General features: G+C 67.2%; 24 protein-coding genes. 9 read left to right on the forward strand and 15 right to left on the reverse strand.

All coding sequences use genetic code 11. The features are described from left to right. Nucleotides 1-3: 3 nt before the first annotated feature. From IG65_RS0114640 to IG65_RS0114660, 5 genes are all read right to left on the reverse strand, one after another. On the reverse strand, nt 4-702 hold the full coding sequence (locus IG65_RS0114640) for a hypothetical protein (RefSeq protein WP_030515466.1): 699 nt from the start codon (nt 700-702) through the stop codon (nt 4-6). A gap of 284 nt (nt 703-986) precedes the next feature. Further along, on the reverse strand, nt 987-2,492 hold the full coding sequence (locus tag IG65_RS0114645) for a PepSY domain-containing protein (RefSeq protein WP_081879491.1): 1,506 nt from the start codon (nt 2,490-2,492) through the stop codon (nt 987-989). 292 nt (nt 2,493-2,784) lie between these two features. Beyond that, the gene (locus IG65_RS0114650) at nt 2,785-3,363 is read right to left on the reverse strand and encodes a hypothetical protein (protein ID WP_051756024.1); all 579 of its coding nucleotides are present in this window, start codon (nt 3,361-3,363) and stop codon (nt 2,785-2,787) included. Between the two features lie 128 nt (nt 3,364-3,491). Beyond that, nucleotides 3,492-5,150 (reverse strand): acyl-CoA synthetase, encoded by a 1,659-nt coding sequence (locus tag IG65_RS0114655; protein ID WP_030515469.1) that lies wholly within the window; start codon nt 5,148-5,150, stop codon nt 3,492-3,494. Between the two features lie 144 nt (nt 5,151-5,294). Continuing rightward, complete coding sequence (locus IG65_RS0114660; protein ID WP_369801549.1) at nt 5,295-6,965, reverse strand: acyl-CoA synthetase; 1,671 nt, start codon at nt 6,963-6,965, stop codon at nt 5,295-5,297. A 227-nt stretch (nt 6,966-7,192) separates the two neighbouring features. On the opposite strand from IG65_RS0114660, the gene IG65_RS0114665 reads away from it, so the two are divergent. Beyond that, complete coding sequence (locus tag IG65_RS0114665; protein ID WP_036524628.1) at nt 7,193-8,080, forward strand: proline iminopeptidase-family hydrolase; 888 nt, start codon at nt 7,193-7,195, stop codon at nt 8,078-8,080. 221 nt (nt 8,081-8,301) lie between these two features. On the opposite strand, the gene IG65_RS0114675 is transcribed toward IG65_RS0114665, so the two are convergent. After that, nucleotides 8,302-8,535, reverse strand: a complete 234-nt coding sequence (locus tag IG65_RS0114675) for a hypothetical protein (protein ID WP_030515472.1) — start codon at nt 8,533-8,535, stop codon at nt 8,302-8,304. A 228-nt stretch (nt 8,536-8,763) separates the two neighbouring features. Here IG65_RS0114675 and IG65_RS0114680 point away from each other — a divergent pair, with 228 nt between their 5' ends. Both IG65_RS0114680 and IG65_RS38495 read left to right on the forward strand, forming a co-directional pair. Beyond that, nucleotides 8,764-9,366, forward strand: coding sequence for a chloramphenicol phosphotransferase CPT family protein (locus IG65_RS0114680; RefSeq protein ID WP_030515473.1), 603 nt, complete (start codon nt 8,764-8,766; stop codon nt 9,364-9,366). Between the two features lie 1,223 nt (nt 9,367-10,589). Beyond that, nucleotides 10,590-10,856: a tyrosine-type recombinase/integrase gene (locus IG65_RS38495; protein WP_051756028.1), complete on the forward strand. Its 267-nt coding sequence runs from the start codon at nt 10,590-10,592 to the stop codon at nt 10,854-10,856. Nucleotides 10,857-10,942: 86 nt separating this feature from the next. On the opposite strand, the gene IG65_RS0114695 is transcribed toward IG65_RS38495, so the two are convergent. The 7 genes from IG65_RS0114695 to IG65_RS0114725 all read right to left on the reverse strand — a co-directional run bounded on the left by IG65_RS0114695 (nt 10,943) and on the right by IG65_RS0114725 (nt 17,873). Continuing rightward, nucleotides 10,943-12,181 (reverse strand): acyl-CoA dehydrogenase family protein, encoded by a 1,239-nt coding sequence (locus IG65_RS0114695; protein ID WP_030515474.1) that lies wholly within the window; start codon nt 12,179-12,181, stop codon nt 10,943-10,945. 46 nt (nt 12,182-12,227) lie between these two features. Beyond that, nucleotides 12,228-13,613, reverse strand: coding sequence for an acyl-CoA dehydrogenase family protein (locus tag IG65_RS0114700; protein ID WP_036524539.1), 1,386 nt, complete (start codon nt 13,611-13,613; stop codon nt 12,228-12,230). A 120-nt stretch (nt 13,614-13,733) separates the two neighbouring features. After that, a complete protein-coding gene (locus IG65_RS0114705) occupies nt 13,734-14,528 on the reverse strand; it encodes a hypothetical protein (RefSeq protein WP_030515476.1) in 795 nt (264 codons plus the stop codon). Further along, the gene (locus IG65_RS0114710) at nt 14,528-15,421 is read right to left on the reverse strand and encodes an ABC transporter ATP-binding protein (RefSeq protein ID WP_030515477.1); all 894 of its coding nucleotides are present in this window, start codon (nt 15,419-15,421) and stop codon (nt 14,528-14,530) included. Before IG65_RS0114710 ends, IG65_RS0114705 begins: the two co-directional genes overlap by 1 nt. Before the next feature lie 67 nt (nt 15,422-15,488). Next, nucleotides 15,489-16,274 carry a histidinol-phosphatase gene (gene hisN / locus IG65_RS0114715; protein WP_030515478.1) on the reverse strand — a complete coding sequence of 262 codons (786 nt, stop codon included), beginning with the start codon at nt 16,272-16,274 and terminating at the stop codon, nt 15,489-15,491. Nucleotides 16,275-16,333: 59 nt separating this feature from the next. Continuing rightward, entirely contained in the window at nt 16,334-17,140 is an 807-nt protein-coding gene (locus tag IG65_RS0114720; RefSeq protein WP_030515479.1) for an SDR family oxidoreductase, read from the reverse strand. A 145-nt stretch (nt 17,141-17,285) separates the two neighbouring features. After that, a complete protein-coding gene (locus tag IG65_RS0114725; protein WP_030515480.1) occupies nt 17,286-17,873 on the reverse strand; it encodes an NADPH-dependent FMN reductase in 588 nt (195 codons plus the stop codon). A 132-nt stretch (nt 17,874-18,005) separates the two neighbouring features. Between IG65_RS0114725 and IG65_RS0114730 the strand changes: the two genes are divergently transcribed. The 6 genes from IG65_RS0114730 (at nt 18,006) to ftsX (ending at nt 22,854) form a co-directional block, all read left to right on the forward strand. Beyond that, on the forward strand, nt 18,006-18,863 hold the full coding sequence (locus IG65_RS0114730; protein WP_030515481.1) for a helix-turn-helix domain-containing protein: 858 nt from the start codon (nt 18,006-18,008) through the stop codon (nt 18,861-18,863). Nucleotides 18,864-18,945: 82 nt separating this feature from the next. Then, the gene (gene prfB / locus IG65_RS0114735) at nt 18,946-20,058 is read left to right on the forward strand and encodes a peptide chain release factor 2 (RefSeq protein WP_030515482.1); all 1,113 of its coding nucleotides are present in this window, start codon (nt 18,946-18,948) and stop codon (nt 20,056-20,058) included. 127 nt (nt 20,059-20,185) lie between these two features. Next, entirely contained in the window at nt 20,186-21,040 is an 855-nt protein-coding gene (locus IG65_RS0114740; RefSeq protein ID WP_030515483.1) for a mechanosensitive ion channel family protein, read from the forward strand. Then, nucleotides 21,027-21,185, forward strand: a complete 159-nt coding sequence (locus tag IG65_RS37760) for a hypothetical protein (protein WP_156055619.1) — start codon at nt 21,027-21,029, stop codon at nt 21,183-21,185. Before IG65_RS0114740 ends, IG65_RS37760 begins: the two co-directional genes overlap by 14 nt. Nucleotides 21,186-21,259: 74 nt before the next feature. Continuing rightward, nucleotides 21,260-21,949 (forward strand): cell division ATP-binding protein FtsE, encoded by a 690-nt coding sequence (gene ftsE, locus IG65_RS0114750; RefSeq protein ID WP_030515484.1) that lies wholly within the window; start codon nt 21,260-21,262, stop codon nt 21,947-21,949. Next, nucleotides 21,949-22,854: a permease-like cell division protein FtsX gene (ftsX, locus tag IG65_RS0114755; RefSeq protein ID WP_030515485.1), complete on the forward strand. Its 906-nt coding sequence runs from the start codon at nt 21,949-21,951 to the stop codon at nt 22,852-22,854. Before ftsE ends, ftsX begins: the two co-directional genes overlap by 1 nt. Here the strand turns inward: ftsX and IG65_RS35905 are convergent. Both IG65_RS35905 and IG65_RS0114765 read right to left on the reverse strand, forming a co-directional pair. After that, nucleotides 22,839-23,246, reverse strand: coding sequence for a nuclear transport factor 2 family protein (locus tag IG65_RS35905; RefSeq protein ID WP_051756034.1), 408 nt, complete (start codon nt 23,244-23,246; stop codon nt 22,839-22,841). The two genes, ftsX and IG65_RS35905, sit on opposite strands and share 16 nt — an antisense overlap. 88 nt (nt 23,247-23,334) lie before the next feature. Then, on the reverse strand, nt 23,335-24,885 hold the full coding sequence (locus IG65_RS0114765) for an HD domain-containing phosphohydrolase (protein ID WP_030515487.1): 1,551 nt from the start codon (nt 24,883-24,885) through the stop codon (nt 23,335-23,337). Nucleotides 24,886-24,980 lie beyond the last annotated feature (95 nt).

Raw genomic sequence — 24,980 nt, forward strand, 5'->3', positions numbered from 1 at the left:
ACCTCACTTCGCGGGGAACGGGGAGTTCACCGTGGTGAAGTACTGGGCCGCGGCCAGGACCGCGACCGGGGCGGTGACCAGCAGCTGACCCGCGAGAGTGCCGAGCGCGCCGATGGCCACGATGCCGCCGAGGCAGCCCACCACCGCGGCCGGAACGAACGGGCCGAACATGCCGACGATGGTGGCCGCCGCGATGGTCGCGCCCGCGATTCCGCCCAGGACGCAGCCGATTCCGGCGCCACCGATGCCGCCCACCAGGGTGCCGATCGAAGCGCCGGCGCCGAGGGTGCTGGTCATCCGGCTCCACGCGGCCTGCTCCCGGTCGTACGGGGTCTTCCACGGCGCGCTGTCCTCGAACGGCATCGCGACCGGCTGGTAGGCCGCGTGCGCGAGGTCGAACTTCGGCGTGAGGGTCGCGGTGCGGTCGTGGATCCGCGCCTCGATCGGGAAGACGAAATCGTCGACCCGGAACGAGAGCTGCGTTCCGGCCAGGACCGTGCCGTCGGCCGCCTCGACGGTGAATACGCCGTCGTCGGCCGACAGCGATCCGGCATCGGTGGAGATGACGGTGCCGGTCGGCGTGGTGGTGGCCTGGAAGCCCACCGCGCCGGAGTCGGTGGGGGCGGCGCCGGCGGTGGCCGTGCTCAGGCCCAGGGCGGCGGCGACGAGGGCGGCGGTGACGGCGAGGTTCTTGATTCCCATGGTGATGAATCCCTTTGCGATATCAGGTAAACGAAAGTTGCTGTAGGTGTGCCGACCGCGCCGAATGTGGGCATGATGCAGCCCCGGACGACCGCAGGCGGTGCGTCCTGCGGATTACAGCGCAATCGGTGATGCCGGCCGATCGCTGTCGGCGGCTGTTACGACCCGGCCGAGCGCGCGGTCCATCGCACGGGCGACGCGGTGGTGCTCGCGTGCGCGGGAATGATGGTGCGGCGCAACCGAATTACCTCGGCCGGTGTCGTAACCGGGTGTGATTCAGGACCTCAGACGACTGCTCCCCGGCGTCGTCCCGCGATCAGGCCGCGGACGACATCGACGATCAGGAACGCGAGCAGGCTCACGCCCAGCACCGGTGCGAACCAGCCGATCCCCACGGTGACCGCGATCAGCGGCACGCTGATCCACAGCGGCGCCCGCCGCAGCACTCCGCGTGCCGGTGCCCGCCCGAAGGTGAACGGGCCGTCCGCGCGGGTCGGCCGTCGTCGCCACCACATCAGATAGCCGCGTCCGATCACGGTGATCAGCGCGATCATCGTGGCCAGCAGCAGCAGTTGATTGACGAGGCCGAACAGCATGCCCATATGCAGCGCGATGCCCCAGTTGGCGAGTTTGGCCATCAGCGGCCAGTCCGCGTAGCGCAGGATGTCGGTGACATCGCCGGTCCTACCGTCCACGGCGATCGCGTCCTGGGTGTAGACCCCGGGCAGGCGGCGCTCCTTGACGGTGAAGGCGGTGGCGTCCTTCGCCGGGACGGAGATCTCGACCGGACCGTCGATGCCGTGTCCGCGGGCGACCGCGAGGACCTTGTCCGCCTGGGCGGCGCGGTCGGCGGGAACGGGCATCGACATGCCGTGTCCGCCGGTGTGTTCGGCGTGTTCGCCACCGGCCGGCATCGACGGCATCGGTGCACCCGGCAGCGCCGTGTCGACGACCGGCGTGGTCCAGCTCAATTGCTGCCGCAGCGACGTGATGTGCTGCCCCGCGTGCAACGACCAGGTCAGGCCGGTGGCCGAGAGGAACAGCAGCGGCAGCAGAATCCACATGCCGACCGTGGCATGCGCACCGACGCTGCGCGGGCGACCGGCCTTCGACCGGTCCCGCCACAGCAGCCGCCGCAGCGAGCCACGGGAGCGGCGCAGCCACATCACCAGACCGGCCAGCGCGATGATCCACATCCACGAGGCGGCCATCTCGCTGTAGAGCCGGCCCACATCGCCGAGATGCAGGTTGCGATGCAGCACATCGATCCAGGTGCGCACGGGTAGCGCACCCGTACTGCCGTACACGACGCTGTCGCCCACGGACGTCGCGGTCGCCGGGTCGACGAAGACCGCGCGACGCTCGGATTCACCGAGGCTCGGATCGGTGAAGATCACGCGGGTGGTGTCGCCCGCGTGCTGCGCCGGGTCGACCGCGACCAGCGCGAGTCCCGGTTCGGCGGCCACACCCGCCGCGATCTGCTCCGACAGCGGCCGCGCCGGGCCGGTCGAATCCACATGCAGCAGATCGCGATTCACGATCGACTCGAGGCTGGGGGCGACCGCGTACAGCGCCCCGGTCACCGCCGCGATCAGGATGAACGGCGCGACGAAGACGCCGGCATAGAAGTGCAGCCGCATGGCCAGCGCCTGCACCGCCCGTGCGGTGCCGGACCGAGACGGTCGCGACCGATCGGCCGAACCGGGTGGTGACTGCTGCGCCGCCTCGGGCGGCGACTTCTCCGGCTGCGGCGGCTCGGTGCCGACAGCCGGAATATCGGTGATGCTCACTGGTAGTGCTCCTGTTCGAGGGCACCCACATGGCTGTGCGCGAAACCGCGTGGCTCGCGACCGTATCCGGCATCGGCGTGGTCTCGGGTTCCGCCGCACTGGGACTGTGGCGGTACCCGCTTCCGAGACAGCCGAATTCGCGCCGGGACGACGCGGGGCGGATTCGCCCGCAGAGTTTCGGTGCGAACGTTACGCCGCCCGATCCCGCGGTCGAAGCACCCGAAATGCTGCGCCGGTTACCCGGAACGCACTGTCGGCGAGAAGGATTCGCGAATGTGGGTGATGAGATGTATCAGCAGGACGCAGCGAGCGGGGGTCCGCGAGTGCGGAAGGTCTCGGTGGGGAAGATCCGCAGGATCACCCGGTCGCGGTGAACGCTGCGCGGAAGAATCGGTTCGTCGACGGCCGGGAGGCTGATTGGGACGGGCAGCGCCCGCATAACGGCGGTGCCGATCCGGTAGGCGGCCTCGGCGCCGAGAATGACGACGGCGGCGCACACCGCGCCGACCAGGTGAGCGCCCAGCATGGCGGGCGTCCACAGCGGCATATCGTGCATCTGCGCCATATCGGCCGACATCACCAGATGGCCGATCAGCTGCCCGCCCCACAGGGCCGCGACGAGTCCGACGGCGGTGGTGCGCAGTGGCGCCAGCCCTGCGACGAGCGCGCCGACCACGGTGGAGGCGGCCACGAGCAGCATCAGGGTGCTGGACTGCACCGGCATCCCGCCCGCCGCCCATCCGTGCGCGGCGATCGACAGAGCGCCCGATACGGATCCGGCCGACGCGCCCCGCAACCGCGCTACCGCGGCCCGACGCGCACGCGTCGACACCTGGGCGCGGGCCGATACGCGGCCGGACGGGGGAAACACGAGCTGAATGATAGCCGACCGCTTCGAAGCAAATTCACAGATACGTCCGACTCTTCCCGCGTGGAAGCTCCGCGGAAACACGATCGGCCCGGGAGTCGAAACTCCCGGGCCGATCGGTGCCGGTGAACTCAGTCGCCGGTGACGTCCATTTCGGTCAGCGGCTTGCGCAGCAGCTTGCCGGTGGCGTTGCGAGGCAGCTCGTCGAGGAAGATCACCTCGCGCGGCACCTTGTAACGCGCGAGGTTCGCCTTGACGTAGTCCTTGATCTCCTGGGCATCGCGCTTGGAGTCGGGACCCGGCACGACGAAGGCGCGCAGGCGCTTTCCGAATTCCTTGTCGTCGACACCGACGACCGCCGCCTCCTGCACGTCGGCGCGATCGGCGATGAGATGCTCGACCTCCTGCGGGAAGACGTTCTCGCCACCGGAGACGATCATGTCGTCGTCGCGGCCGTCGATGAACAGCAGCCCGTCCTCGTCGAAGTGCCCGACGTCGCCGCTGGACATCATGCCGTCGATGGTCTCCTTGGTGCGGCCGTCGGTGTAGGCCTTGAAGGAGTGCGCGTTCTCGATGAAGATCGTGCCGGTGACGTTCGGTTCGGTGATGCGCTTGCGGTTCTCGTCGAACAGCGCCAGCCGGATCCCGAGCGGCGGGCGTCCCGCGGTGCTCGGCGACTTGCGCAGATCCTCCGGACTCGCAACGGTGATCAGCGCGCATTCGGTGGAGCCGTACACGTTGTAGAGGACGTCACCGAAGTAGTCCAGGCTGCGCGTCACGACGTCCGGCGGGATCGCCGAGCCCGCGGCGAAAATCATCCGCAGCGAGGACATGTCGTACTTGGCGAGCGTCTCGGGCGGCAGGTCCAGCATGCGCTGCAGCATGGTCGGCACCACCACCAGCGACTCCGCCTTGTACTTGTCGATGTTGGCGAGCGTCTTCTCGGGGTCGAAGCGCCGCTGCTGGAAGATCATCCGGTTGCCGAGCGACAGCCCGAGGGTGAACTGCGAGAGCCCGGTGGCGTGGAAGACCGGCGCCGCGACGACCATGGAACCGTTGCGGGGCAACGGAATTCGATCCAGGAACTGTGCGGAGATGAACGGGCTGACCTTGTCGCGCGGCGCGCCCTTCGGGGTGCCGGTCGTGCCGGAGGTCAGAATCACCATGCCGCCCGGCTTCGTCGGCGCGCTCACCGCATCGGGGGACTGGCCCTCGCGCAGCGAATCGACGGTCGGGATCGAAGGATCGACGTTGTCGGACTCGTCCACCCAGGTCAGGATGCGGGGGATCTCGTCGGGAATGGCGCTCATCAGGTCGAAGAACTCGCTGTCGTGCAGCACCAGTTTGACCTGCTCGCGCGTGGCGACATCGGCGAACTGCGGTTTGGCGAAGCCGGTGTTCATCAACACCGCCCGCACACCGAGCTTGCCGGTGGCGGCCAGGCTCAGCACCATGCCGCGGTGGTCGCGCGCCAGCAGCGCCACCACATCACCCTCGCGCAGACCGTGTGCCGCCAGGCCGCGAGCCAGCTGGTTGGACTGCTCGTTGACCTCGGCGAAGGTCAGCTCGCCCCGCTCGTCCAGCAGCGCCGCGGACTTCGGATTGGTCTTCGCGGCGTGCATGATCACGCCCGCGAAGGGTCCGAATTTGGTGACGTTGAGCGCCGAGCTGACCGCATGGTCCGGTCGCAGCGGGCTGAACAGCCCGCGTTTGCGCATGACGTTGACCCCCAGAGCCAGATCTCCGGCCTTTCGGAGGGCAGTGCTTGCTGACGGAAGGACAGCTGACATAGGTACAACCTTCCGCGGATTCCGCCAGGCAGGCGGGACCGCAACATCGAGATCCAGTGCCTGCCAACCCTAGCAAGCAGGGGCACGCGGGTGTGGTTCGCGTCTCTGTAACCGACGGTACCGTACAACTGGTCGGGTGACCGGTTATGTGATCTGGTATTCCACCAGTGCCCGGCGCAGCAGCTTGCCGGTGGCGTTGCGCGGCAGATCGTCGAGGAACACCACGTCACGAGGCACTTTGTAGCGGGCGAGGGTGCCTTTGACGTAGGCCTTGATCTCGTCCGGATCCAGGGTCGCGCCGGGCTCGGGCACGACGAAGGCGCGCAGGCGTTTGCCGAATTCCACGTCGTCCACGCCGACCACCGCGGCGTCGAAGATGTCCGCCCGCTCCAGCAGCAGGTTCTCGACCTCCTGTGGGAAGACGTTCTCGCCGCCGGAGACGATCATGTCGTCGTCGCGGCCGTCGACGAACAGCAGCCCGTGCTCGTCGAAGTGGCCGACGTCGCCGGAGGACATGTAGCCGTCGATGATCTGCTTGTGCCGGCCGTCGGTATATCCCCCGAAGGGCGCGCCGGATCGAATGAAAATGCGCCCTTTGACATTCGCGCCGTGCACACGCTTGCCGTTCTCGTCGAACAACGCCACCTCGCAGGTGACGGGCGCGCGGCCGGCGGTGCCCGGCGCGAGGGCCAGATCGGTCGGCTGGGCCACCGTCGCCACCGCGCATTCGGTGGAGCCATAGAGGTTGTAGAGCACCGGGCCGAACGCCTCGGTGGCGCGCACGGTCAACTCCGGGGACAGTGCCGATCCCGCCAGCACGATGGACCGCAGTGAGGACAGGTCGTACCGCTCGCGCACGGCCGGATCGAGTTCGACCATCCGATGCAGCATCGTCGGCACCGCGACCAGCAGATCGACATCGTGTTCGGCGATCAGGGCCAGGGTCCGCTCGGCGTCGAAGCGGCGCATCATCACCGTCGTCGCGCCCAGCGCGGTGGCGATCAGCCAGGTTGCCTGGCCCGTGCTGTGGAAGATCGGCGAGACGATGAGCATCGTGCCCTGCGCCGGGAACGGGATCCGATCGGTGATCTGAGCCGAGGCGATCGGCGAAACCGCCTCCCGGGGAGCGCCTTTCGGCAGGCCGGTGGTGCCGCTGGTGAGGATCACGAAGCCGCCCGGTTTGGCCGGCAGCGGCAGCTCGTTCGGTGGGTGGGCCGCGATCAGTTCCTCGATCGTTATTGCGCCCGTGGGCAATTCGGCGCCGTCGTCGACCCAGGTGATCACCCGCGGCAGCTCCGGCGGCAGCGCGTCGAGCAGGCCGACGAATTCACTGTCGTGCAGCACCACCTTCACGTGCTCGCGCTCGCAGACCTGCGCGAACTGAGGTTTCGCGAAGCCGGTGTTCATCAGCGCCAGCCGGGCACCGGCCTTCCCGGCGGCCGCCATCGCCAGCAGCAGTCCGCGATGATCGCGCGCGAGAATGCCGATCACCGTTCCGGGTTCGACGCCGAGCGATTGCAGGCCGCGGGCCAGCCGCGTGGAATCGTCGTCGAGTTCGCGGAAGGTCATACTCCCGTGCTCGTCGACCAGCGCGGGCCGCTGCGGCCACATCCGCGCGGCATGCCGGACCATCGTCGCCTGCGGCCCGAGCCGGCGCCCCTCCTTCGCCGACAACACCGTCTCACCCAGATTGCGCGGGTCGATCAAACCGCGCTCCCGCAGCACATTCAGCGCCCGCACCGCCTCGGTCACCTCGACCGCCTTGCGCTGCACCCCCTGCAGAATCGACCCGATACCGACGCCCACGTCAACCACCTCCACACGACCCGATCGCGTGCTGGGGACGGTAGCAGCCGCAAGTGTGACTTGGTACACACTTCCGGTCAACAGCTTGGCCTCGATTCTGGGCCGTACGGCCATGGCGAGCGGGCACGCCTGTTGCCGAATCGTTCACCGCCGGCTCGGCGGATCCGTAGCCGGGGATTCGCCGGAAGTGGTTATGTCGAGGATGTCCTCGCGCTACCCGTTCGAGAGGAGTGGATATGCGTTCGGAAGAAGGTCGTATCGACGTTCCCGGCGGGCGCGTCTGGTATCGGTCGCTCGGCGAGAACGGAACTCCGCTCCTGTGCCTGCACGGGGGGCCGGGCTTTCCGCACGACTATCTGGAGGCGCTGGCCCAGATAGCCGGTGAGCGCCGGATCGTCTTCTACGACCAGCTCGGCTGCGGCAATTCCGATCGGCCGAGCGATACCTCGCTGTGGACCGTGGACCGGTTCGTCGCGGAACTCGTGGCCGTGCGCGCGGCGCTGGGCTTGGAGCGCGTCCATCTGCTCGGCAATTCGTGGGGCGGGATGCTGGCCCTGCAGTACACGCTCGACCGGCAGCCGGCGCTGGACAGTCTGGTGCTGGTCGGTACTCCGGCAAGTATGCCGCGGTGGTCGAGGGACTGCGCGGAACTGCTCGAGGAGGAGCCGGACGAGGTGCGGGAGACGATCCGGCGGCACGAGGCGAGCGGGTTCACCGGCTGCCCGGAGTATCAGGCCGCGACGCTCGGCTTCTACCGCAAGCATGTGTGCCGGCTGCGGCCGTGGCCGGTCGGGCTCGAACGTGCGTACGCGGCAGCGGGTTACGAGGTTTACCACACCATGATCGGACCCAGCGAGTTCACCGTGACCGGCTCGTTGAAAGAGTGGGACGTCACCGAGCGGCTGGGCGAAATCGGCGTGCCCACCCTGTTGATCGGCGGTCGGCACGACGAATGCCGCCCGGCGCATCTCGAGGATATGCGCCGCCGCATCCCCGGCTCGCGAATGGTGACCATCGAGGACGCCTCGCACCTGTGCTTCGCCGAGCAGTGGGACACGTTCCACGCCGAGCTGACCGACTTCCTCGCCGAGGTGGAAGGCAGGCCGGCCCAGCCGACGGCCTGAATCGACCTCGGTCCTTCGCTCGGGGTGACCTCCAGCGCCTCGAACGGGACCTACGGCACGGGATCGGGAACCGTCAGCGCCCTACAGGTCATCGTGACGACCTACCTGACCGGCCGCTTCTCCAAGCGGTAACCGGAACCGGCCGTCGGTCGGTCCGGTGTAGGGCCGATCGGGGAACCGGTGCGAGTCGAATCCGCACCGGTTTTCCGTTGTCCCGCAACCTACTTCAGCTGCGCGCTGCTCAGCTCCAGCACACGCCGCGCCACGATCAGCTGCTGAATCTGCTGTGTCCCTTCGAGGATGTCTGCAATGAGGGTGGGGAGGTCGGTTCGCCGATCGCATATTCGCACCTTGCGCAGGGCCTCTGTAGTTTGCCTGGAGTTGTTGGGCAGTTGCTCTCGTAGCGAGATGCACCAGCCTTTGCGACTGATGTCCGCCTCGATCGGATCTGGCACGGGCCCGGACGATCGAACCACTGGCTTCCGCTCCGGAGGCAGCCCCGGCGGGTTTTCCCCACATCTGAAATGGGGTGCTGGTGTATCGCGAACGCTCGGTTTCGTCTGCCCCGGTAAGGCGGAAGCAGCATGACTTGTGACACCGTGGGATCGTGGTGGTCACTGCGTGCGGTGGTATTTGTCGCTGGCTCTCGGGTTGACGCGAAAGCGATCGGATAACGTGGGTGGATGCGGAGCGTTGAGCGTCCTTCGCGGGTGATTTTCCTCAACGGCACGTCGTGCGCGGGAAAGACCACGTTGGCGCGGGCCATCCAGGATGAGAGTGACGTCCCGTTCGTCTACTGGGGGATCGACACCCTGTTCAGTCTGGTGCCGCCGAACTGGGGTGGTGGGCGCGACGGCCGGCTTAGTCGCGACGGTTTCTGGTACGACCGGACTGGCCAGGATGCAGGCGGTCATTCGGTGCTGGTCGTCCGTTACGGCCAGGTCGGGTACCGCATGCTGCGGTCGGGGTGTGCTGCGGCTGCTGAATTCGCTCGGGGTGGTGATCATCTGGTCATCGACGAGATGCTGCTTTCCCCGGATCTGCTGCCGATATGGCTGGATGAATTGGCCGGCCTGGATGTTCAACTGGTCGGTGTCACCTGTCCGCTGGCTGTCGCCGAGCAGCGGGAACTGGTTCGTGGCAAAACGATCGGGTTGGCGCGAGGCCATCTGGCCACAGTGCACGATCACGGTTTCCCCTACGACATGATTGTCGACACGACTACTGCGACGCCCGCCGAACTGGCCCGAGTTGTACTGCATCGAAAGCAGACTGCCGGCCAGTGACGTTGTTTGGCCTTGGTGGTGGTCGGTATGCGTACATGGGTGGGCTGGCTCCCGTCTGCCCGTTAGGGCCTGCCCTTCTCGCGTAGAGGCTCCGGGGTCAAGGGTGGGCGAATGCCCATCACGTAGTGACGCGTAGCGCCCTCGAGGCTGGAGGGGCGCGGGAAGACAATGCAGGCCGACCACCACCGGGGCCACGCGGCCGAAGGACGCGCACGTCGGTAGACCGCATCGGCGGGATCTTGGCGAGGTAACTGGTCTTTTGACCAGCGATTATGCCGATTTTGTTTGCTTTTTGTGTTTCGTTGCTACCAGGGGGTGGTAGCCATCGATTGGGTCGGGAATCAGAAAGAATCCATTTGAAGGAGATGAGGATGATGGGTTCATTCGGACTCGATACCAGTGTCGCCTTTACTGCCGCACTGCGGTGGATTGAGCTGATGTTCGGAATCGACCTCGGCGTCCACTGACGACGGCGTATGACAGGTTACTGACCGCCGGTAGCTCACTACCGGCGGTCAGTCCTTTGCCGGGCCGGTTTCCTGGCTTATCCGGCTTCTGTTCTATCTATAAATATAAGGCGAATTCGGCAGCGACCCAACGGAAGTTGTGGCGGTGACCCGGTGCGGACGGAAGGACCGTCGTCCGCACCGGGTGACCGGTGTCCCGGTATGACCAGTACCGGGGGATCGGCCGGAGTCGACGTCGTTGGCGACTCACTACCGGCGGCGTTGCCGGTGGCCGAAGCGATGGGAAGGGGGCCGTAGCCCTCTTCGGCCGCACAACAACTTTCGGGCTTCTGCGAATCGGCCGGCGCACGGACTTCGCGTGACCCCATGAACGGGTCCGGAGGGTGCGGGGAGCGATGAGCAAGCGCTACGACATCGCGGTGCCGTTGGGTGCCGGGCTGGGCTGTCGACAGGGTGAAATCGTTGGATTTTCGCCGGAGCGGGATATCGACCGTGAAGCTGGTGTGGCACACGTGCAGCGGCAGGTGAAGCTCGTGAAGGGGAAGTTATGTTTGCCCTGCCCAAGCGGGGAAAGACACGCTTTGTGCCGCTGGCTCCGGCATTACTGGGTGACATCGACGAGTACCTGGAGCTGTACCCGCCCGTATGTGTGACCTTGCCGTGGGGAAGTGCTGAGGGCGAACCCGTGACCGTTCCGCTGATGATCACGCATCCGAATGGAGGTGCCATCGGAGGCGACCTGTTCACAAAAATAGCTTGGCGCCCAGCATTTCCAAGGCGGGGTTGGAGTATCAGAACCGCGCTGATGGCATGCACGCGCTTCGGCATCTGTACGCCTCAACGCTCCTAGCGCGCGGAGTTTCGATCAAAGAGCTGGCGGAGTATCTCGGCCACGCCGATCCGGGGTTCACGCTGAAGTTCTATGCGCACCTGCTCGATGGCAGCCACGAACGTGCACGACTCGCAGTGGATGCGGCCTGGAAAGATTGGTGTCCGAGCGATGACGGCCTAGCGGCGGCCTGAGAGGGAATCTTGATCGGAACAGCGTGTCCAGGAACGAAAGAACCGGTGCGAGTCGAACTCGCACCGGTTTTCCGTTGTCCCGCAACCTACTTCAGCTGCGCGCTGCTCAGCTCCAGCACGCGCCGGGCCACGATCAGCTGCTGAATCTGCTGGGTGCCTTCGAAGATGTCCAGAATCTTCGAGTCACGGCTCCACTTCTCCAGCAGGGTGCGCTGGGAGTAGCCCACCGCGCCGGCCAGTTCGACGGCCTTCAGTGTCACGTCGGTGCCCATGCGCCCGGCCTTGGCCTTGGACATGGAGGCTTCGAGGGAGTTGGGCTTCTTGTTGTCGGCCATCCACGCCGCGCGCAGGGCGAGCAGGTAGGCGGCTTCCCAATCCGATTCCAGGCGAAGGAATTCCGCGGCGGCCGCGGACTGGTTGTTGGCGGGGATGTCGTAGGAGATCTCCACGCCGGACTCCTCGAGGATGGTGCGCAGTTCCTCGAGTGCGGCGCGGCCGACTCCGATGGCCATCGCGGCCACCAGCGGGCGGGTGTTGTCGAAGGTCTGCATGACCCCGGCAAAACCCTTCTCCACGTTGACTTCCGGGCTGCCGAGGATGTTGTCGGCCGGAATGCGGCAGTCCTCGAGGCGCAGTTCGGCGGTGTCGGAGGCCTTGATGCCGAGCTTGTGCTCGAGGCGAGCGACGGTGAGGCCCTTGGCATCTCGCGGCACCACGAACGACTTGATCGCCGCGCGGCCCTTGGACTTGTCCACCGAGGCCCACACCACGATGTGGGTGGCGCGCGAGCCGGCGGTCACGAAGATCTTGGTGCCGTTGAGGACCCACTCGTCACCGTCGAGCACCGCGGTGGTCGAGACGGCCGCGGAGTCCGAACCGAAGGACGGTTCGGTGATGGCCATCGCCGCCCACACCTTGCCGAAGCGCTCCAGCTGCTCGTCGGTGGCGACCGCGGCGATCGCGGCGTTGCCCAGTCCCTGGTAGGGGATCGACAGCATCAAACCGACGTCGCCCCAGCAGGTTTCGAGCGCATTCAGCAGAGCCGACATGTTGCCGCCGTTGCTGTTGCCGAGCAGTTCGGTGGAGTGGCTGTCGGCGGCCTCCTCACCGGACTTGGCCTTGCGGCCGCCGGTGGCGCCGGAGATGTCCTGGGTGCCGGAGTCGGCCAGGCCCTCCACCATGGCGGCCATGGTGTCGAGCTCCACCGGGTATTCGTGCTCGGCCAGGTCGTACTTGCGCGAGATGGGGCGGAAGATCTCGGCGGCGACCTGGTGGGCCTGGTTGGCGCTGGCCCGCAGCTTCTTGGGGAGTTCGAGATTGATCATCGGAATGTCTCCATCAATACGGTTCAGGGGGTCGAGGAGACCCGGATCAGATCAGGACCACACCTTCGGCGACGCCGATCGCCCGCAGATCGCGGTACCAGCGCTCGACCGGGTGTTCCTTGGTGTAGCCGTGCCCGCCGAGCAGCTGCACGCCGTCCAGGCCGATCTGCATGCCCTTGTCGGTGGCGAACTTGCGGGCCAGCGCTGCCTCCCGGGAGAAGGACAGCCCCTGCTCCGCGCGTGACGCACCCCGCAGAGTCACGAGCCGCAGGCCGTCGAGTTCGATGGCGATATTTGCGACCATGAACGCCACCGCCTGCCGGTGCGCGATCGGCTCGCCGAACGCCTCGCGCTCCTTCACGTACGGCTTGACGTAGTCCAGCACGGCCTGGCCGGTGCCGACCGCGAGCGACGCCCAGCCCAGGCGGGCCAGCCGCACCGCGTCGGCGTATTCCTCGGCGCGCTGGGCGGCGTCGCCGTCACCCAGGATGGCCTCGGCCGGAACCGCGACGTTGTCCAGGATCAGCCGGCCCAGACCGGCGGCGCGCAGGCCCATACTCGGATCGGCCTCGATCACCACACCCGGCGTATCCGATTCGACGATGAAAAGTGCGGGGCGGCCGTCGATTTCGGCGCCCACGATGAACAGCTCGGCGTCGGCGGCGGCCGGAACCAGGCTCTTGACGCCGTTGATCCGGTAGCCGCTGGGGGAGCGGGTGGCTTTGGTCTGCAGCGCGAACGGGTCGAACAGTGCCCGCGGCTCGCTGATCACGACCGAGGCCTGCGGCACGTTCTCACCCGTGAAGGCGCCCAGGTAGGTCTGCTGCTGTGCGTCCGAACCCCACTGCGACAGCGCGACGGCCACACCCGACGGGGCCAGAATCGGCAGCGCCAGGCCCATATCTCCGTGCGCGAGCGCCTCCGCGACCAGCGAGTTGGTGACGGCGCCGCGCTCGGTGGCCGCACCCTCGAGCTCCTCGGGCACGTTGATCAGCGTGATGCCCAGTTCGGCGGCGCGCTCGAGCAGATCCTTGGGCGCCTGGGCCGCGCCGTCGGCCTCGTAGGCCGCCGGGCGCAGGATCTCCGCGGCGAATTCGCGCACCGTCTCGACGATCATCTGCTGCTCGTCGGTGGGGGTGAGGTCGAAGTAGTCCTTGCTGCGGGACTCGTTGGCGGGCAAGCGCTTCGGTTTACCGCCACCGGATACCTTGCCGAATGCGCGGGTGGCTGCGCCGAGCGTGCGGAAGCCGGTCTTGGTGCCCTCGTAGGTCAGCCGTTCGATGGGCTTGCGCAGGTTGTACTTCTCGGCCAGTTCGGAACCGGTAATGGTCGTCATGACCCGCATGGCCGCGCCCATCCAGTCGCGCTTGACCGGGTTGAGGCCGACGGCGGAATCCGGACGTCGCTCCGTTGCGGTGTCTCGAGTGCTCATAGTCACCAGTCTTCTCGGGTATGGGTTTCGGGTGATCGGTCCCAGGATCTTACTTGCGAGTAAGTCTATCTTACTCCAGAGTAAGTAGGCAGTCGAGTGCCGATCGGTCTGTATCGATTCTCATACCCCGGCGATGTCGCGACGATCGAAAATCGGCAGCGAAGCGACCACGAAGACAGCCGCGGCCACCACGAGCCACAGATAGCCCGGCCGCAGGCCCGCGCCCATGGGGCCGTCGGACAGCGCCTGTTCGAACGGCGACCACCGGCCCCATGGGCGCACTGCGTCGACGATCTTCGACGCCGCGTACAGCACATAGGCGGCCACCGCGGCCACGCTCGCCACCGCGACCGCGACCAGGCGGCGACCGGAAGCGGCGCCGACCGCCAAGGCCAGCCCGCCGAACGGCGCGGCCAGCGCGATCATGGCGATCGATCCCGTCGCCGCGGCCCCGACGCCGATATGCATCCCGAATATCGCCGAGAACACGACAACGGAGGTGAACAGCACGGTGCCGAGCACCACCAGGCCGGTGAGCAGCACCGCGACTTGTTCCGACACGAGCCGCACCGGCGTCACCCGCGTCACCAGCAACACCTCGAGGGTCCCGGACTCCTCCTCCCCGGCGATCGCGCGGGCGCCCCGCGAGACCGAGAAGACCAGGAACAGGATGGGCAGCATGATGCTGTAGAGCTCGGTGTTGAGAAAGCCTGTGCCGGTGAGGAAGTCCTCGATCCCGAGCAGCTTCCGCAATGCCGGCGGGTAGTTGTCGACCATCTGCCGGAGCCCGGGGATATTCGATATCGACGGCCACAGTGCCGATTCCAGCAGTACCAGCGCGACGATCCCGAGGCTCCAGCCGATCAACCCGCGCCGTTGGTCACGCAGGCATTTGACCAACACCGTGCTGAACATCAGCTGTCCTGTCCGTAGTAGGTGAGGAAGACCTCTTCGAGATCGGGTTCGTGGCTGATCACGTCGATCACCCCGTAGGGTGCGACGAACTTCAGGAGTTCGGCCGTCGAGCCGTCCACCTCGACGTGCAGCACCGAACCGGCGCCGCTGACCGATCGCACCCCGCCGACGGCAGCCAGCAGTTGCGGTTCCGGAGGTGTGGAGGCGAAGGTGAGGTCGAGCCGCCGCAGCGACTGCGCCGCCAGTGCCACGACCGACCGGACTTCGACCAACCGGCCCCGCCGCAGAATCGCCACCGTGTCGGCGACCGCCTGCACCTCCGACAGCACGTGCGAGGACAGGAATATGGTGCGCCCGGCGTCGCGGGCCTCTCGCAACAGAGTCAGGAATTCCCGCTGGACCAGCGGATCCAGCCCCTGGGTCGGTTCGTCGAGGACGAGTACGTCCGGTTCGCCCATGAATGCCTGCACCAACCCGACCTTCTGCCGATTGCCGTGCGACATCGCCGAGATTCGAGCCGATGTGTCCAGGTTCAGGCGTTCGGCCAATTCGCGCGGAACCGCCGGATCGACGTCGCCGCGCAGCCGGGCCAAATAGGTCAAATACCGCTCGGCGGTGAGATCCGGATAGGCGACGAACTGGCCGGGGAGATAGCCGATATGGCGCTGGGCGGCCGATCGGTCACGTCCGACGTCTGCGCCCGCGACCGTCACCGAACCGCGGCTCGGCCGCATCAGGCCGACGAGTATCCGGACGGTCGTCGTCTTACCGGCCCCGTTGGGTCCCAGGTATCCGAAGATCACCCCCGGCGGGACTTCGAGGTCCAGGTCGAGCAGTGCCGGCGTGTGACCGTAGTACTTGGTCAGCCCGCGCATCGCGATCATCGGTGGCATGGACCCAGATTGCGCGGCCAAGACCGGACAGAGCAGAGCCCTGCGAACCCGTCGGGACGGACTTATGTCACCCGCGCAGCGCCTCGAGTACGGAGTCGTGCAGCAGTCCGTTGGTGGCGACCGCGCTGCCGTGATGCGGTCCGGGGGTTCCGTCCAGGGCGGTGAAGCGGCCGCCGGCCTCGCGCACGAGCACGTCGAGCGGCGCGAGGTCCCACAGCGAGACCTCCGGTTCGGTGGCGATGTCGAGCGCGCCCTCGGCGAGCAGGCAGTAGCCGAAGAAGTCACCGTAGCCGCGGGTGCGCCACACCTGATCGGTCAGGTCGATCAACTGCTCACGCAGCCCCAGATCTCGCCAGCCGGACAGGCTGGAGATCGCGAGACTGGCCGAATTCAGCCCGCCGACCTCGGAGACCGTGATCGGCTTCGGCTCCCCCTCCTCGAAACGGGTCCACGCGCCGGAACCCGTTGCGGCCCACCAGCGTCGGCTCAACGCGGGCGCGCTGACGACGCCGACGACCGGAACGCCGTCCTGCAACAGCGCGATCAGACTGGCCCACACCGGAACTCCGCGCACGAAGTTCTTGGTGCCGTCGATCGGATCGATCACCCACTGCCGTCCGATGAACTCGGCCTCACCGCCGAACTCCTCACCGAGCACGGCGTCGTGCGGACGCCGCTCGATGAGAATTTCGCGCAGCGACCGCTCCACCGTCAGATCCGCGTCCGAGACCGGGGTCAGATCCGGTTTGCTGTTCACCTTCAGGTCGAGGGCGCCGAAACGATCACGGGTGATCGCATCGGCCGCATCGGCCAACAGCAGGGCAAGGTCGAGATCGCCGGCATGATCGGTCACACGGCCACCGTAATGGGCGCACCCGATCGGAGCCATTCGCGGTCTCGCCGGGCCACGCGCTACTGCTGCGGATTCCAGACCGCGGGCCAGTCCTTACCGCGGAAGGCCGCATCGATGCCGCCGTCGCAGAAGATCACCGAGCCCACGAAGAAACCGGCCTTGTCCGACAGCAGGAAGGCCGCGAGGTCGGCGATCTCCTCCGGGCGACCGGGCCGCCCGATCGGGGTCATGGCGAGGAACTGCTTCATGCCCTCCCCGGTGAGCGCGTCCTTGCTGCCCTCCTGGGTCATCGGGGTGTCGATGATGCCGGGCGCGATCGCGTTGAGGCGGATGCCGTCGGCGATGTACTCCGCCGATTTGGTCCGCGCGTACCAGGCCAGGGCCGCTTTGGTCGCCGGATAGGCCTGGATCGCGCCCAGGTCGCCGAACGATTCGGCGATGCCGCGGGCGCGTTCCTCGTCGCCGGCCAGGCAGGCATCGGCCAGTTCCACCGGCCAGAGCGGTTGTGTCGTCGTGGAATTCGACGACACCAGCACCACCGAGGCGTTCCCGGATTCGCGCAGCAGCGGCCGCAGCCCCTCCAGCAGCGCGATCGCGCCGAAGTAGTTCACCGACACCACGAGCCCACCGGGCCGCCCGGTCGCGGCGGCGACACCGGCGAAGGGCAGGAATCCGTCCAGCCGGCCCGCACCGATCCGGGTGACCTCGGCGACCGCGTGCGCGCGTCCCTCGGCCGTGCCCAGGTCGGCGGTCACCTCGGCGTCGTGCAGATCGACCCCGATGACCCGGTGCCCTTCCTTCTCCAGGTGGGCGGCGACGGCCGCCCCGATCCCCGACGCGCTCCCGGTTACGGCGATGGTCCCCATCGACCCTCCTGTTTCGGCTGGATGAAACCACGAATCAGATATTCGAATCGAGGCTAGTTGCGGGCTGCCGTCGTGTGGATGGTCGTTCCACTGAGCGGGCCCGGCCGAGCGTCTGTGACCGGCCCATGCCATCGCGAGCCGTTGTTCACGCCGCGACCCGCGCCGCGGCCAAAGCGCTCGCCCACCAATGCAATTGGTCGAGCATTCCCGCTGCCGCCGCCTCGGATTCGCCCGGTGCGGTCCACCGGCCCTCGGCGTCGAACTGCTGGTAGTACCGGGGGAAGGACACGTAGTCGCGGATCGTGTGCGCGTTCAGCTCGGCGAACACCTGCCGCAGATGAGCGATGGCGTTCAGCCCGCCGCTCGCCCCGCTGTAGCCCACGAAGCCGATCGCCTTGCGGTCCCACTGCGTGTAGTGCCAGTCGATCGCCGTCTTGATCGAGGCCGGGTAACTGCTGTTGATGTCGGGAGTGACGATGACGATCGCATCCGCGGCATCCAGACGCCGGGTCAGATCGACCATTCCGGCGGGACGCGGCGGATTCGGTTCCATTCGTGGGGGAACCGCGGGGAGTGCGACGGGCAGATCGGCCTCGGCGAGATCGATCAGGTCGACCTCGAAGCCGTCGTGCCGCCGGGCCTGTTCGGCGAACCACTCACCGACCACCGGCCCGAAGCGGCCCTCCCGGACGCTGGCTATGACAACTGCGAGCCGCATTGTGCTGCTGGACATTTCGGATCTCCTTCGGAAAGCGTCGTTCGCTGTCGTCGACTCTGCCGTCCGGGCGCGAGGCCGGGGAGCCCGCTGCGAGGGTGGTAGTGAGAGGGATACCCTCGGCGCGCCCCGCGCTGTTAGCGTCGATCTGTGAGCGATAACGAGCTGGGGCTTTTCCTGCGTACTCGGCGTGCGGCGGTCACTCCCGCCGAGGTCGGGCTCCCGGCCGGGCCCCGCCGCCGCACCCCGGGGCTGCGCCGCGCCGAACTCGCGACACTCGCCGGAGTCAGCGTCGAATATCTGATCCGGTTGGAGCAGGGCCGCGACCGGCATCCGTCGGCGAGCGTGCTGTCCGCATTGGCCGATGCGCTCCGATTGAGCCCGAGTGAGCGCGTCCAACTGCATCGGCTGGTCAAATCCGCCGATCCCGGATTCAGCTGCACGGGCGGCGCGCTGCCCAATCGCCTGGTCCGGCCCGCGGTACAGGCGATTCTCGACCGTCTCGCGCCGGCGCCCGCGGCCGTCTTCAACCGCCTCGGTGAGGTTTTGAGCTGCACCGATGGCTATCGCGCGCTGGTCGGCGGCACCGGCCTGCTCGATCACGGCCTGCCCGCGGGCTACCCGCGCTGGCTGTTCACCGATCCGCGTGCCCGCATCGTCTACCCGGAGTGGGACCGTCGTGCCGATCTTGCGGTAGCCGACCTGAAGGCCGGACCCTTCCGCTCGGATCCGACCATCGCCGCGCTCGCCGACGAGCTGACGCTGCTGGCGGGTGCGGAATTCACCCGTCGTGTCGACGACATCGCCGGGCTGCCGGATACCAGCGGCATCAGCCGGATGGACCATCCCGAGGCGGGTCCGCTGCGGCTGGCCTACGAACGGCTGGACCTGTCCGCCGACGACGACCAGTACATCCAGGTTCAGCTGCCCGCCGACGACGCGACCGCCGCGGCCCTCGATGCGCTGCTGGGCCGCCGCCCGGGTGGATTGCGCGCGGTATCGGGCTGAGCCGCCCGCCCGCCGCATCGCACGGGCGCCGGCGACTCGCCGCATTTCACCGCCACCTGCGCGAGCGGTAGATTGGGCAACCGTGCATCCTGACGTTTCCGCTGATCTCGCCGAACTCGACACCACGTTGAAGACTGTCGAGTCGGTACTCGACGTCGACGAGCTGCGCCGTCGCATCGACGAGCTCGAACATCAGGCCGCCGACCCGGAGCTGTGGAACAACCAGGAACACGCCCAGCAGGTGACCAGCGAGCTGTCGCACGCCCAGGGTGAGCTGCGCCGCGTCACCGAACTGCGGCAGCGGCTCGACGATCTGCCGGTGCTCTACGAACTCGCCGAAGAGGAAGAGGGCGAGGCCCGCACGTCCGCCCTCGCCGATGCCGACGCCGAACGGGCCGCGCTGCACGCCGACGTCGAGGCGATGGAGGTGCGCACGCTGCTCTCGGGCGAGTACGACAAGCGCGAGGCGCTGGTCAACATCCGTTCGGGCGCCGGTGGTGTGGACGCCGCCGACTGGGCGCAGATGCTGATGCGCATGTATGTGCGCTGGGCCGAGCGCCACAAGTATCCGGTCGAGATCTACGACACCTCCTACGCCGAGGAGGCGGGCATCAAGAGCGCCACCTTCGCGGTGAAGGTGCCCTACGCCTACGGCACCCTCTCGGTGGAGATGGGGACCCATCGCCTGGTGCGGATCAGCCCCTTCGACAACCAGGGCCGTCGCCAGACCTCCTTCGCCGAGGTCGAGGTGCTGCCGGTGGTCGAGGGTACCGACCATATCGAGGTCCCGGAGTCGGAGATCCGCGTCGACGTGTATCGCTCCTCGGGCCCGGGTGGCCAGAGCGTCAACACCACCGACTCGGCGGTGCGGATCACCCACATCCCGACCGGCATCGTGGTGACCTGCCAGAACGAGAAGTCGCAGCTGCAGAACAAGATTTCGGCCATGCGCGTGCTGCAGGCCAAGCTGCTGGAGCGCAAACGGCAGGAGGAGCGCGCCGAGATGGATGCGCTCAAGACCACCGAGGGCGCCTCCTGGGGTAATCAGATGCGCTCGTACGTGCTGCACCCGTACCAGATGGTCAAGGACCTGCGCACCAACTTCGAGGTGAACAATCCGTCCTCGGTTCTCGACGGTGATATCGACGGTTTCATCGAAGAGGGAATCCGCTGGCGGATGCGCCAGGTCGCGTGAAACCCGCCTATCACGGCACAATCACGGCATATCGGTCGGTCGCCGGTCGTAGTAACCTGTCTGGCGTGTGTTCGGGCGGCAGAATGGCTTGTGTCGGTGCACGGTTGATACCGGAAAGGATGCGCCGATGACGACTCTCGCCACCGGATCCGGTGCGGAATTCACGTCGTGGCTGCGCGGCAGCGGGCTCGAGATCGTGCTGCTGATCGTGGGCGCGATGCTGTTCAGCCGCTTCGCCACCTTCGTGCGTGACCGCATCACCCGCCGCATCGACGCCGGTTTCCAGAGCAGCGATTCGCTGGTGCGCACCGAGGCCGCCAAACATCGCCATGCGCTGGCCCAGGTCATCACCTGGGTGGTGCTGTCCATCGTCTACTTCCTGGTGTCGCTGGAAGTGTTGCAGCGCTTGGGCTTTCAGCTCGGCGGTCTGGTCGCTCCGGCCGCGGTGCTGGGTGCCGCGCTCGGTTTCGGCGCCCAGCGCATCGTGCAGGACCTGCTCGCCGGATTCTTCCTGATCACCGAGCGGCAGTACGGGTTCGGCGATGTGGTGCGCATCGCGGTCACGGGGCAATCCGAGCCGGCCGAAGGTACCGTGGAGGACGTCACGCTGCGGATCACCACATTGCGCAATCCGGATGGGGAGGTCATCACGGTGCCCAACGGGCAGATCGTGAAAGTGACCAATCTGTCGAAGGATTGGGCTCGCGCGGCGATCGATGTGCCGGTGCCCGCCACCGCCGATATCACCAAGGTCAACGAGATCCTGCACGAAGTGGGCGCCAAAGCATTTCAGGATCGCCGCCTGAAATCGCTACTTCTGGACGAACCTACGGTGATGGGCCTGGAAGATCTCACCGTCGACCAGATGAACATTCGGATGGTGGCCCGCACACTGCCGGGTAAACAATTCGACGTCGGACGCGAGCTGCGAGTGCGTGTCGCCGCGGCGCTGCGTCGGGAGGGTTTGAGTGAAACCGCGTAAATCGACCGCGATCCTGGTCAGTGTCTGGGTCGCGACGCTCGTGCTGTATCTGTTCGTGAAACCGGCCACGCCGGATCATTCCGGTTTTCCCAACATCGCGAATACCGTTTCCGGTTCCGCGCTGACGACCGCGCCGGCCCGCTGACCTCTCTGTGACAAGTCGCATGCTCCGGAGTGGGCCGGGGTGTGCCATGACTTCGCTGGCTACACTGGCACCTCGTGATCACCCTGCGGAACGTCACCAAGTCATATAAAACCTCGACGAGACCCGCGCTGGACAATGTTTCGGTCGAGGTCGACAAGGGCGAGTTCGTCTTCATTATCGGACCGTCCGGGTCGGGTAAATCGACGTTCATGCAACTGTTGCTGAAAGAGGTCAAGCCGACCGCCGGCGAAGTGCATGTCGCGGATTTCCGGGTCGACCGGTTGCCGGGACGGCGGGTGCCCAAGCTGCGCCAGCGCCTCGGCTGCGTCTTCCAGGATTTCCGGTTGTTGCAGCAGAAGACGGTCGAACAAAACGTGGCGTTCGCGCTCGAGGTGATCGGCAAGAATCGCAAATTCATCAATCGGGCGGTGCCGGAGGCGCTGGACCTGGTGGGTTTGTCCGGTAAGGCGGATCGCCTGCCGACCGAGCTGTCCGGCGGTGAACAGCAGCGGGTCGCGATCGCCCGCGCGTTCGTGAACCGGCCGCTGGTACTGCTCGCCGACGAACCCACCGGCAACCTGGACCCCGACACCAGTCAGGACATCATGATGTTGCTGGAACGCATCAACCGCACGGGCACCACGGTGCTGATGGCCACCCACGACAATCACATCGTCGACGCCATGCGCCGGCGCGTGGTCGAACTCGATCGCGGCCGCCTGGTCCGCGACGAGGCCACCGGCGTGTACGGGGTGGGCCGGTAATGCGCGCGAGCTTCCTCTTCGGTGAGGTCTTCAACGGCCTACGCCGCAACGTCACCATGACCATCGCGATGATCCTCACCACTGCCGTCTCGCTCACCATGCTCGGCGGCGGCATGCTGGCCGTCCGGATGGCCGACAAGACCGAGCAGTACTTCCTGGACCGGCTCGAGGTGCGGCTGTACCTGACCGAGGACGTCTCGGCCAACGATCCGGACTGTTCGCAGGACCCGTGCAAGGCACTGATGTCGGCGCTGAAGTCCGAACCCGGCGTGGAATCGGTGCAGTTCCTCAATCGCGAGGAGGCGGTCCGGGAGGCGAAGGAGAAGACCTTCAAGGATCAGCCGGAGCTGGCCAAATACGTCAGCGAGTCACCCCTGCCGGCCTCGCTGCGCGTCAAGATGACCGACGCCTCGCAGTACCCGCGCATCTTCAAGGACTTCCAGGGCAAACCCGGCGTCGGATTCGTGCGCAACGACAAGGACATCGTCGACCGGCTGGTGAGCCTGTTCGACGGCCTGCGCAACGCGGCCTTCGGCCTGGCGGTACTGCAGGCCCTGGCCGCCCTGCTGCTGATCGCGAATATGGTGCAGATCGCGGCGTTCACGCGCCGTGAGGAGGTCGGCATCATGCGGCTGGTCGGTGCGACGCGCTGGTACACCCAGCTGCCGTTCCTGCTCGAGGCGGTGGTCGCCGCGCTGGCCGGGTCGGTGCTGGCGGTGATCGGACTGATGATCGCGCGGCCGCTGGTCATCGACCGCGCCCTCGGCGACCTGTTCGCGTCGAAGGTCTTCCCGCGCATCACCGGCGACGACATCGCGGTGGTGGCGCTGACCGTGGTGCCGGTCGGCATCGTGTTCGCCGCGCTGACGGCCTACGGCACGCTGCGCTACTACGTGCGCGAATAGGGTCGTTCCGGGTTCCAGCCGGAGCAGAGCAGGTCGATGGCATCGATGCGGTCGCCGGCGTCGGCGAAGATGTGCTGTTCCGCGATTCGTGCGGGCGCGTCGGTGTCGATCGGTCGCATGCGGACCCGATACCGCAGATACAGTTTGTCGCCGACCCGCCCGGCCTCGCAGCCGAGCATCTCGAACGCGTCCGGCCCGGCGAACCAGTGCCGGAACCGGCCCACCGCGGCATCGGCGTTATCGGTCTCGAAAGGACCCGGCGGGATCAGGCCGCGCATCCGGACGTCCGGTGCGAGGCAGTGCGACAGTGCGGTGAAGTCGCGGGCGGTCAATGCGTCGAGGAATCGGTCGGCTACCGGCCGATCCGTGGGGGTGGGTGTGATCGTGGTCATATCTTTTTCTACGACTGCGCGGGCGTCCGCGCATCGGGCGAACAACCGATCTCGTGCGCGGCACACGCGGGCGCGCGGCGATCGGCGTTCAGTCCGCGCCCACCAGGCCGTGCCGCATGGCGAACATCGCCGCGGCGCCCCGGGTGGTGACGCCGATCTTCGTGTAGATGTGCTCGATATGGGTGCCCGCCGTGCGCGGCGTGATGGACAGTTCCGCCGCGATCTCCCTGTTCGACCGTCCCCGCACCAGCAGCTGTAATACCTCGATCTCCCGCGCGGTCAGGCCGGCGATCCGGCGAATTCGGCGCGGAGTCCGTTGCCCGGCGGCCGCCAGCACCGCGCTGACGGCTTCGGAGTCCAGCCGGCCTGCGGCGACCTCGTCTTTCAGGGTCGCGCACCGCTGATCGAGGGCCACGGCCGCGCGGTACGGACGTTCCTCGCCCAGGGCCTGGAAGGTCTCGGCGGCCGCGATCAACCGCGCCGACGGCGGGATCGCCGCACCCGACACTCCGCGCGGATAGCCGGAGCCGTCCATCCGCTCATGGCACATACCCGCCACCGTGCCGAGCCGGCGCAGCCGCGCACACCGCGACAACACGCGCTCGGTGAGATAGGGGACCATCCGGACCCGTTCGAATTCCGCCGCCGACAGCGCGGTGGTCTTGTTCCAGATGCCGGTGGAGACACCGGTCACGCCGAGTCTCGACACCAGTGCCGCCCGCGTCACCTCCGCGGCCTCCCCGCTCGACATCCCGGATCGCAGCGCGGCGGCCCCGGCCAGGGCAGCGGTCGCGCGGGTGTGGCCCAGGAACCACGGCGACTTCAGGTCGGCGTAGTCGGCGAAGATCTCCAGGACCTCGGTCAGCTCACCGTCGGGCACCCAGCGGTCCAGCGCGGCGCAACCGTCGATGACGGCACTCCAGGCATCGACGGCATCGATGTCGTCGAATATCTCGGGCCGTCGCTCGCACAGCGCCACCAGCTCCGGATCGAATTCGGTACCGCTGCGCGAACGCAACATCCCGACCGCCGCGGCGGGGCCGCCGAACCGGCAGAAGACCTCGGCGTCGTCGGCGATCTGCACCACCCGCATCACGGGGACGATGCGCGCACCCGCGAGCCCGTTCGGCACCCCCTTGCCGTCCCATCGCTCGAACGCCTGCGGCAGCGCGGCACACACCTCGTCCTGCAACCGCAGCCGCTCCGCGATATCGGCCGTCGTCTGACAGTGGGTGACGAAGGAATGCATCGCATCCCGGAACCCGCCGGTCAGAAACCGGCCGGTCAACGCCATCCGTCGCATCGGTGACAACCCCGGCCCGATATGGCTGAGCAGAAACCCCATCATCGGCAGGCCGGCCTTGTCGATCCGATAGCTGTCCGCCCGAATCACCCGATCGTCGCCGAACCACTGCGCCATCTCGTGCGAATCCGCGACGCACCCCACCCAGGCGAGCAGCGACACATAGAACGCGGCGGCCTGCTCCGCACCGGAGAACCCGGCCGCCCGCGCCAGCCGCGTCGCGATCACCGTCTGCCGCAGCACATGCTCCTCCGGCTGACCCAGACCGAGATCCGTGGCCAGCGACAGCGACGCGACCAGCTCGGCCAGCCGCAACCCGACCGGCGGGGTGCCCATGGAGTAATTGTGCTCGTGTTTTTGGCCTCCGCTTCGCTGCGGCGGGGGTCTCGGCCCCTTGGGCCTCGATTTTTCACTCCTCCGCTCAGTCGCTG

It is taken from the genome of Nocardia sp. NRRL WC-3656, from assembly GCF_000720265.1.
Taxonomy (GTDB): Bacteria; Actinomycetota; Actinomycetes; order Mycobacteriales; family Mycobacteriaceae; genus Nocardia; species Nocardia nova.

Excerpts from the sequence above, each read along its gene's own strand:
- IG65_RS0114720 (WP_030515479.1), bottom strand. The coding sequence starts at position 17,140 with ATGGGGACCATCGCCGTAACCGGGAGCGCGTCGGGGATCGGGGCGGCC.
- IG65_RS0114640 (WP_030515466.1), bottom strand. The coding sequence starts at position 702 with ATGGGAATCAAGAACCTCGCCGTCACCGCCGCCCTCGTCGCCGCCGCC.
- IG65_RS0114695 (WP_030515474.1), bottom strand. The coding sequence starts at position 12,181 with ATGATCAATCTCGAACTCCCCAAGAAGCTGCGGGCCAGCGCCAACCAG.
- IG65_RS0114680 (WP_030515473.1), top strand. The coding sequence starts at position 8,764 with ATGCGGAGCGTTGAGCGTCCTTCGCGGGTGATTTTCCTCAACGGCACG.
- ftsX (WP_030515485.1), top strand. The coding sequence starts at position 21,949 with ATGCGCGCGAGCTTCCTCTTCGGTGAGGTCTTCAACGGCCTACGCCGC.
- IG65_RS0114665 (WP_036524628.1), top strand. The coding sequence starts at position 7,193 with ATGCGTTCGGAAGAAGGTCGTATCGACGTTCCCGGCGGGCGCGTCTGG.
- IG65_RS35905 (WP_051756034.1), bottom strand. The coding sequence starts at position 23,246 with ATGACCACGATCACACCCACCCCCACGGATCGGCCGGTAGCCGACCGA.
- IG65_RS0114710 (WP_030515477.1), bottom strand. The coding sequence starts at position 15,421 with ATGCCACCGATGATCGCGATGCGCGGGCTGACCAAGTACTACGGTCAC.
- IG65_RS0114725 (WP_030515480.1), bottom strand. The coding sequence starts at position 17,873 with ATGTCCAGCAGCACAATGCGGCTCGCAGTTGTCATAGCCAGCGTCCGG.
- IG65_RS0114740 (WP_030515483.1), top strand. The coding sequence starts at position 20,186 with ATGACGACTCTCGCCACCGGATCCGGTGCGGAATTCACGTCGTGGCTG.
- IG65_RS0114655 (WP_030515469.1), bottom strand. The coding sequence starts at position 5,150 with ATGTCAGCTGTCCTTCCGTCAGCAAGCACTGCCCTCCGAAAGGCCGGA.
- IG65_RS0114705 (WP_030515476.1), bottom strand. The coding sequence starts at position 14,528 with ATGTTCAGCACGGTGTTGGTCAAATGCCTGCGTGACCAACGGCGCGGG.
- IG65_RS0114700 (WP_036524539.1), bottom strand. The coding sequence starts at position 13,613 with ATGAGCACTCGAGACACCGCAACGGAGCGACGTCCGGATTCCGCCGTC.
- IG65_RS0114765 (WP_030515487.1), bottom strand. The coding sequence starts at position 24,885 with ATGGGCACCCCGCCGGTCGGGTTGCGGCTGGCCGAGCTGGTCGCGTCG.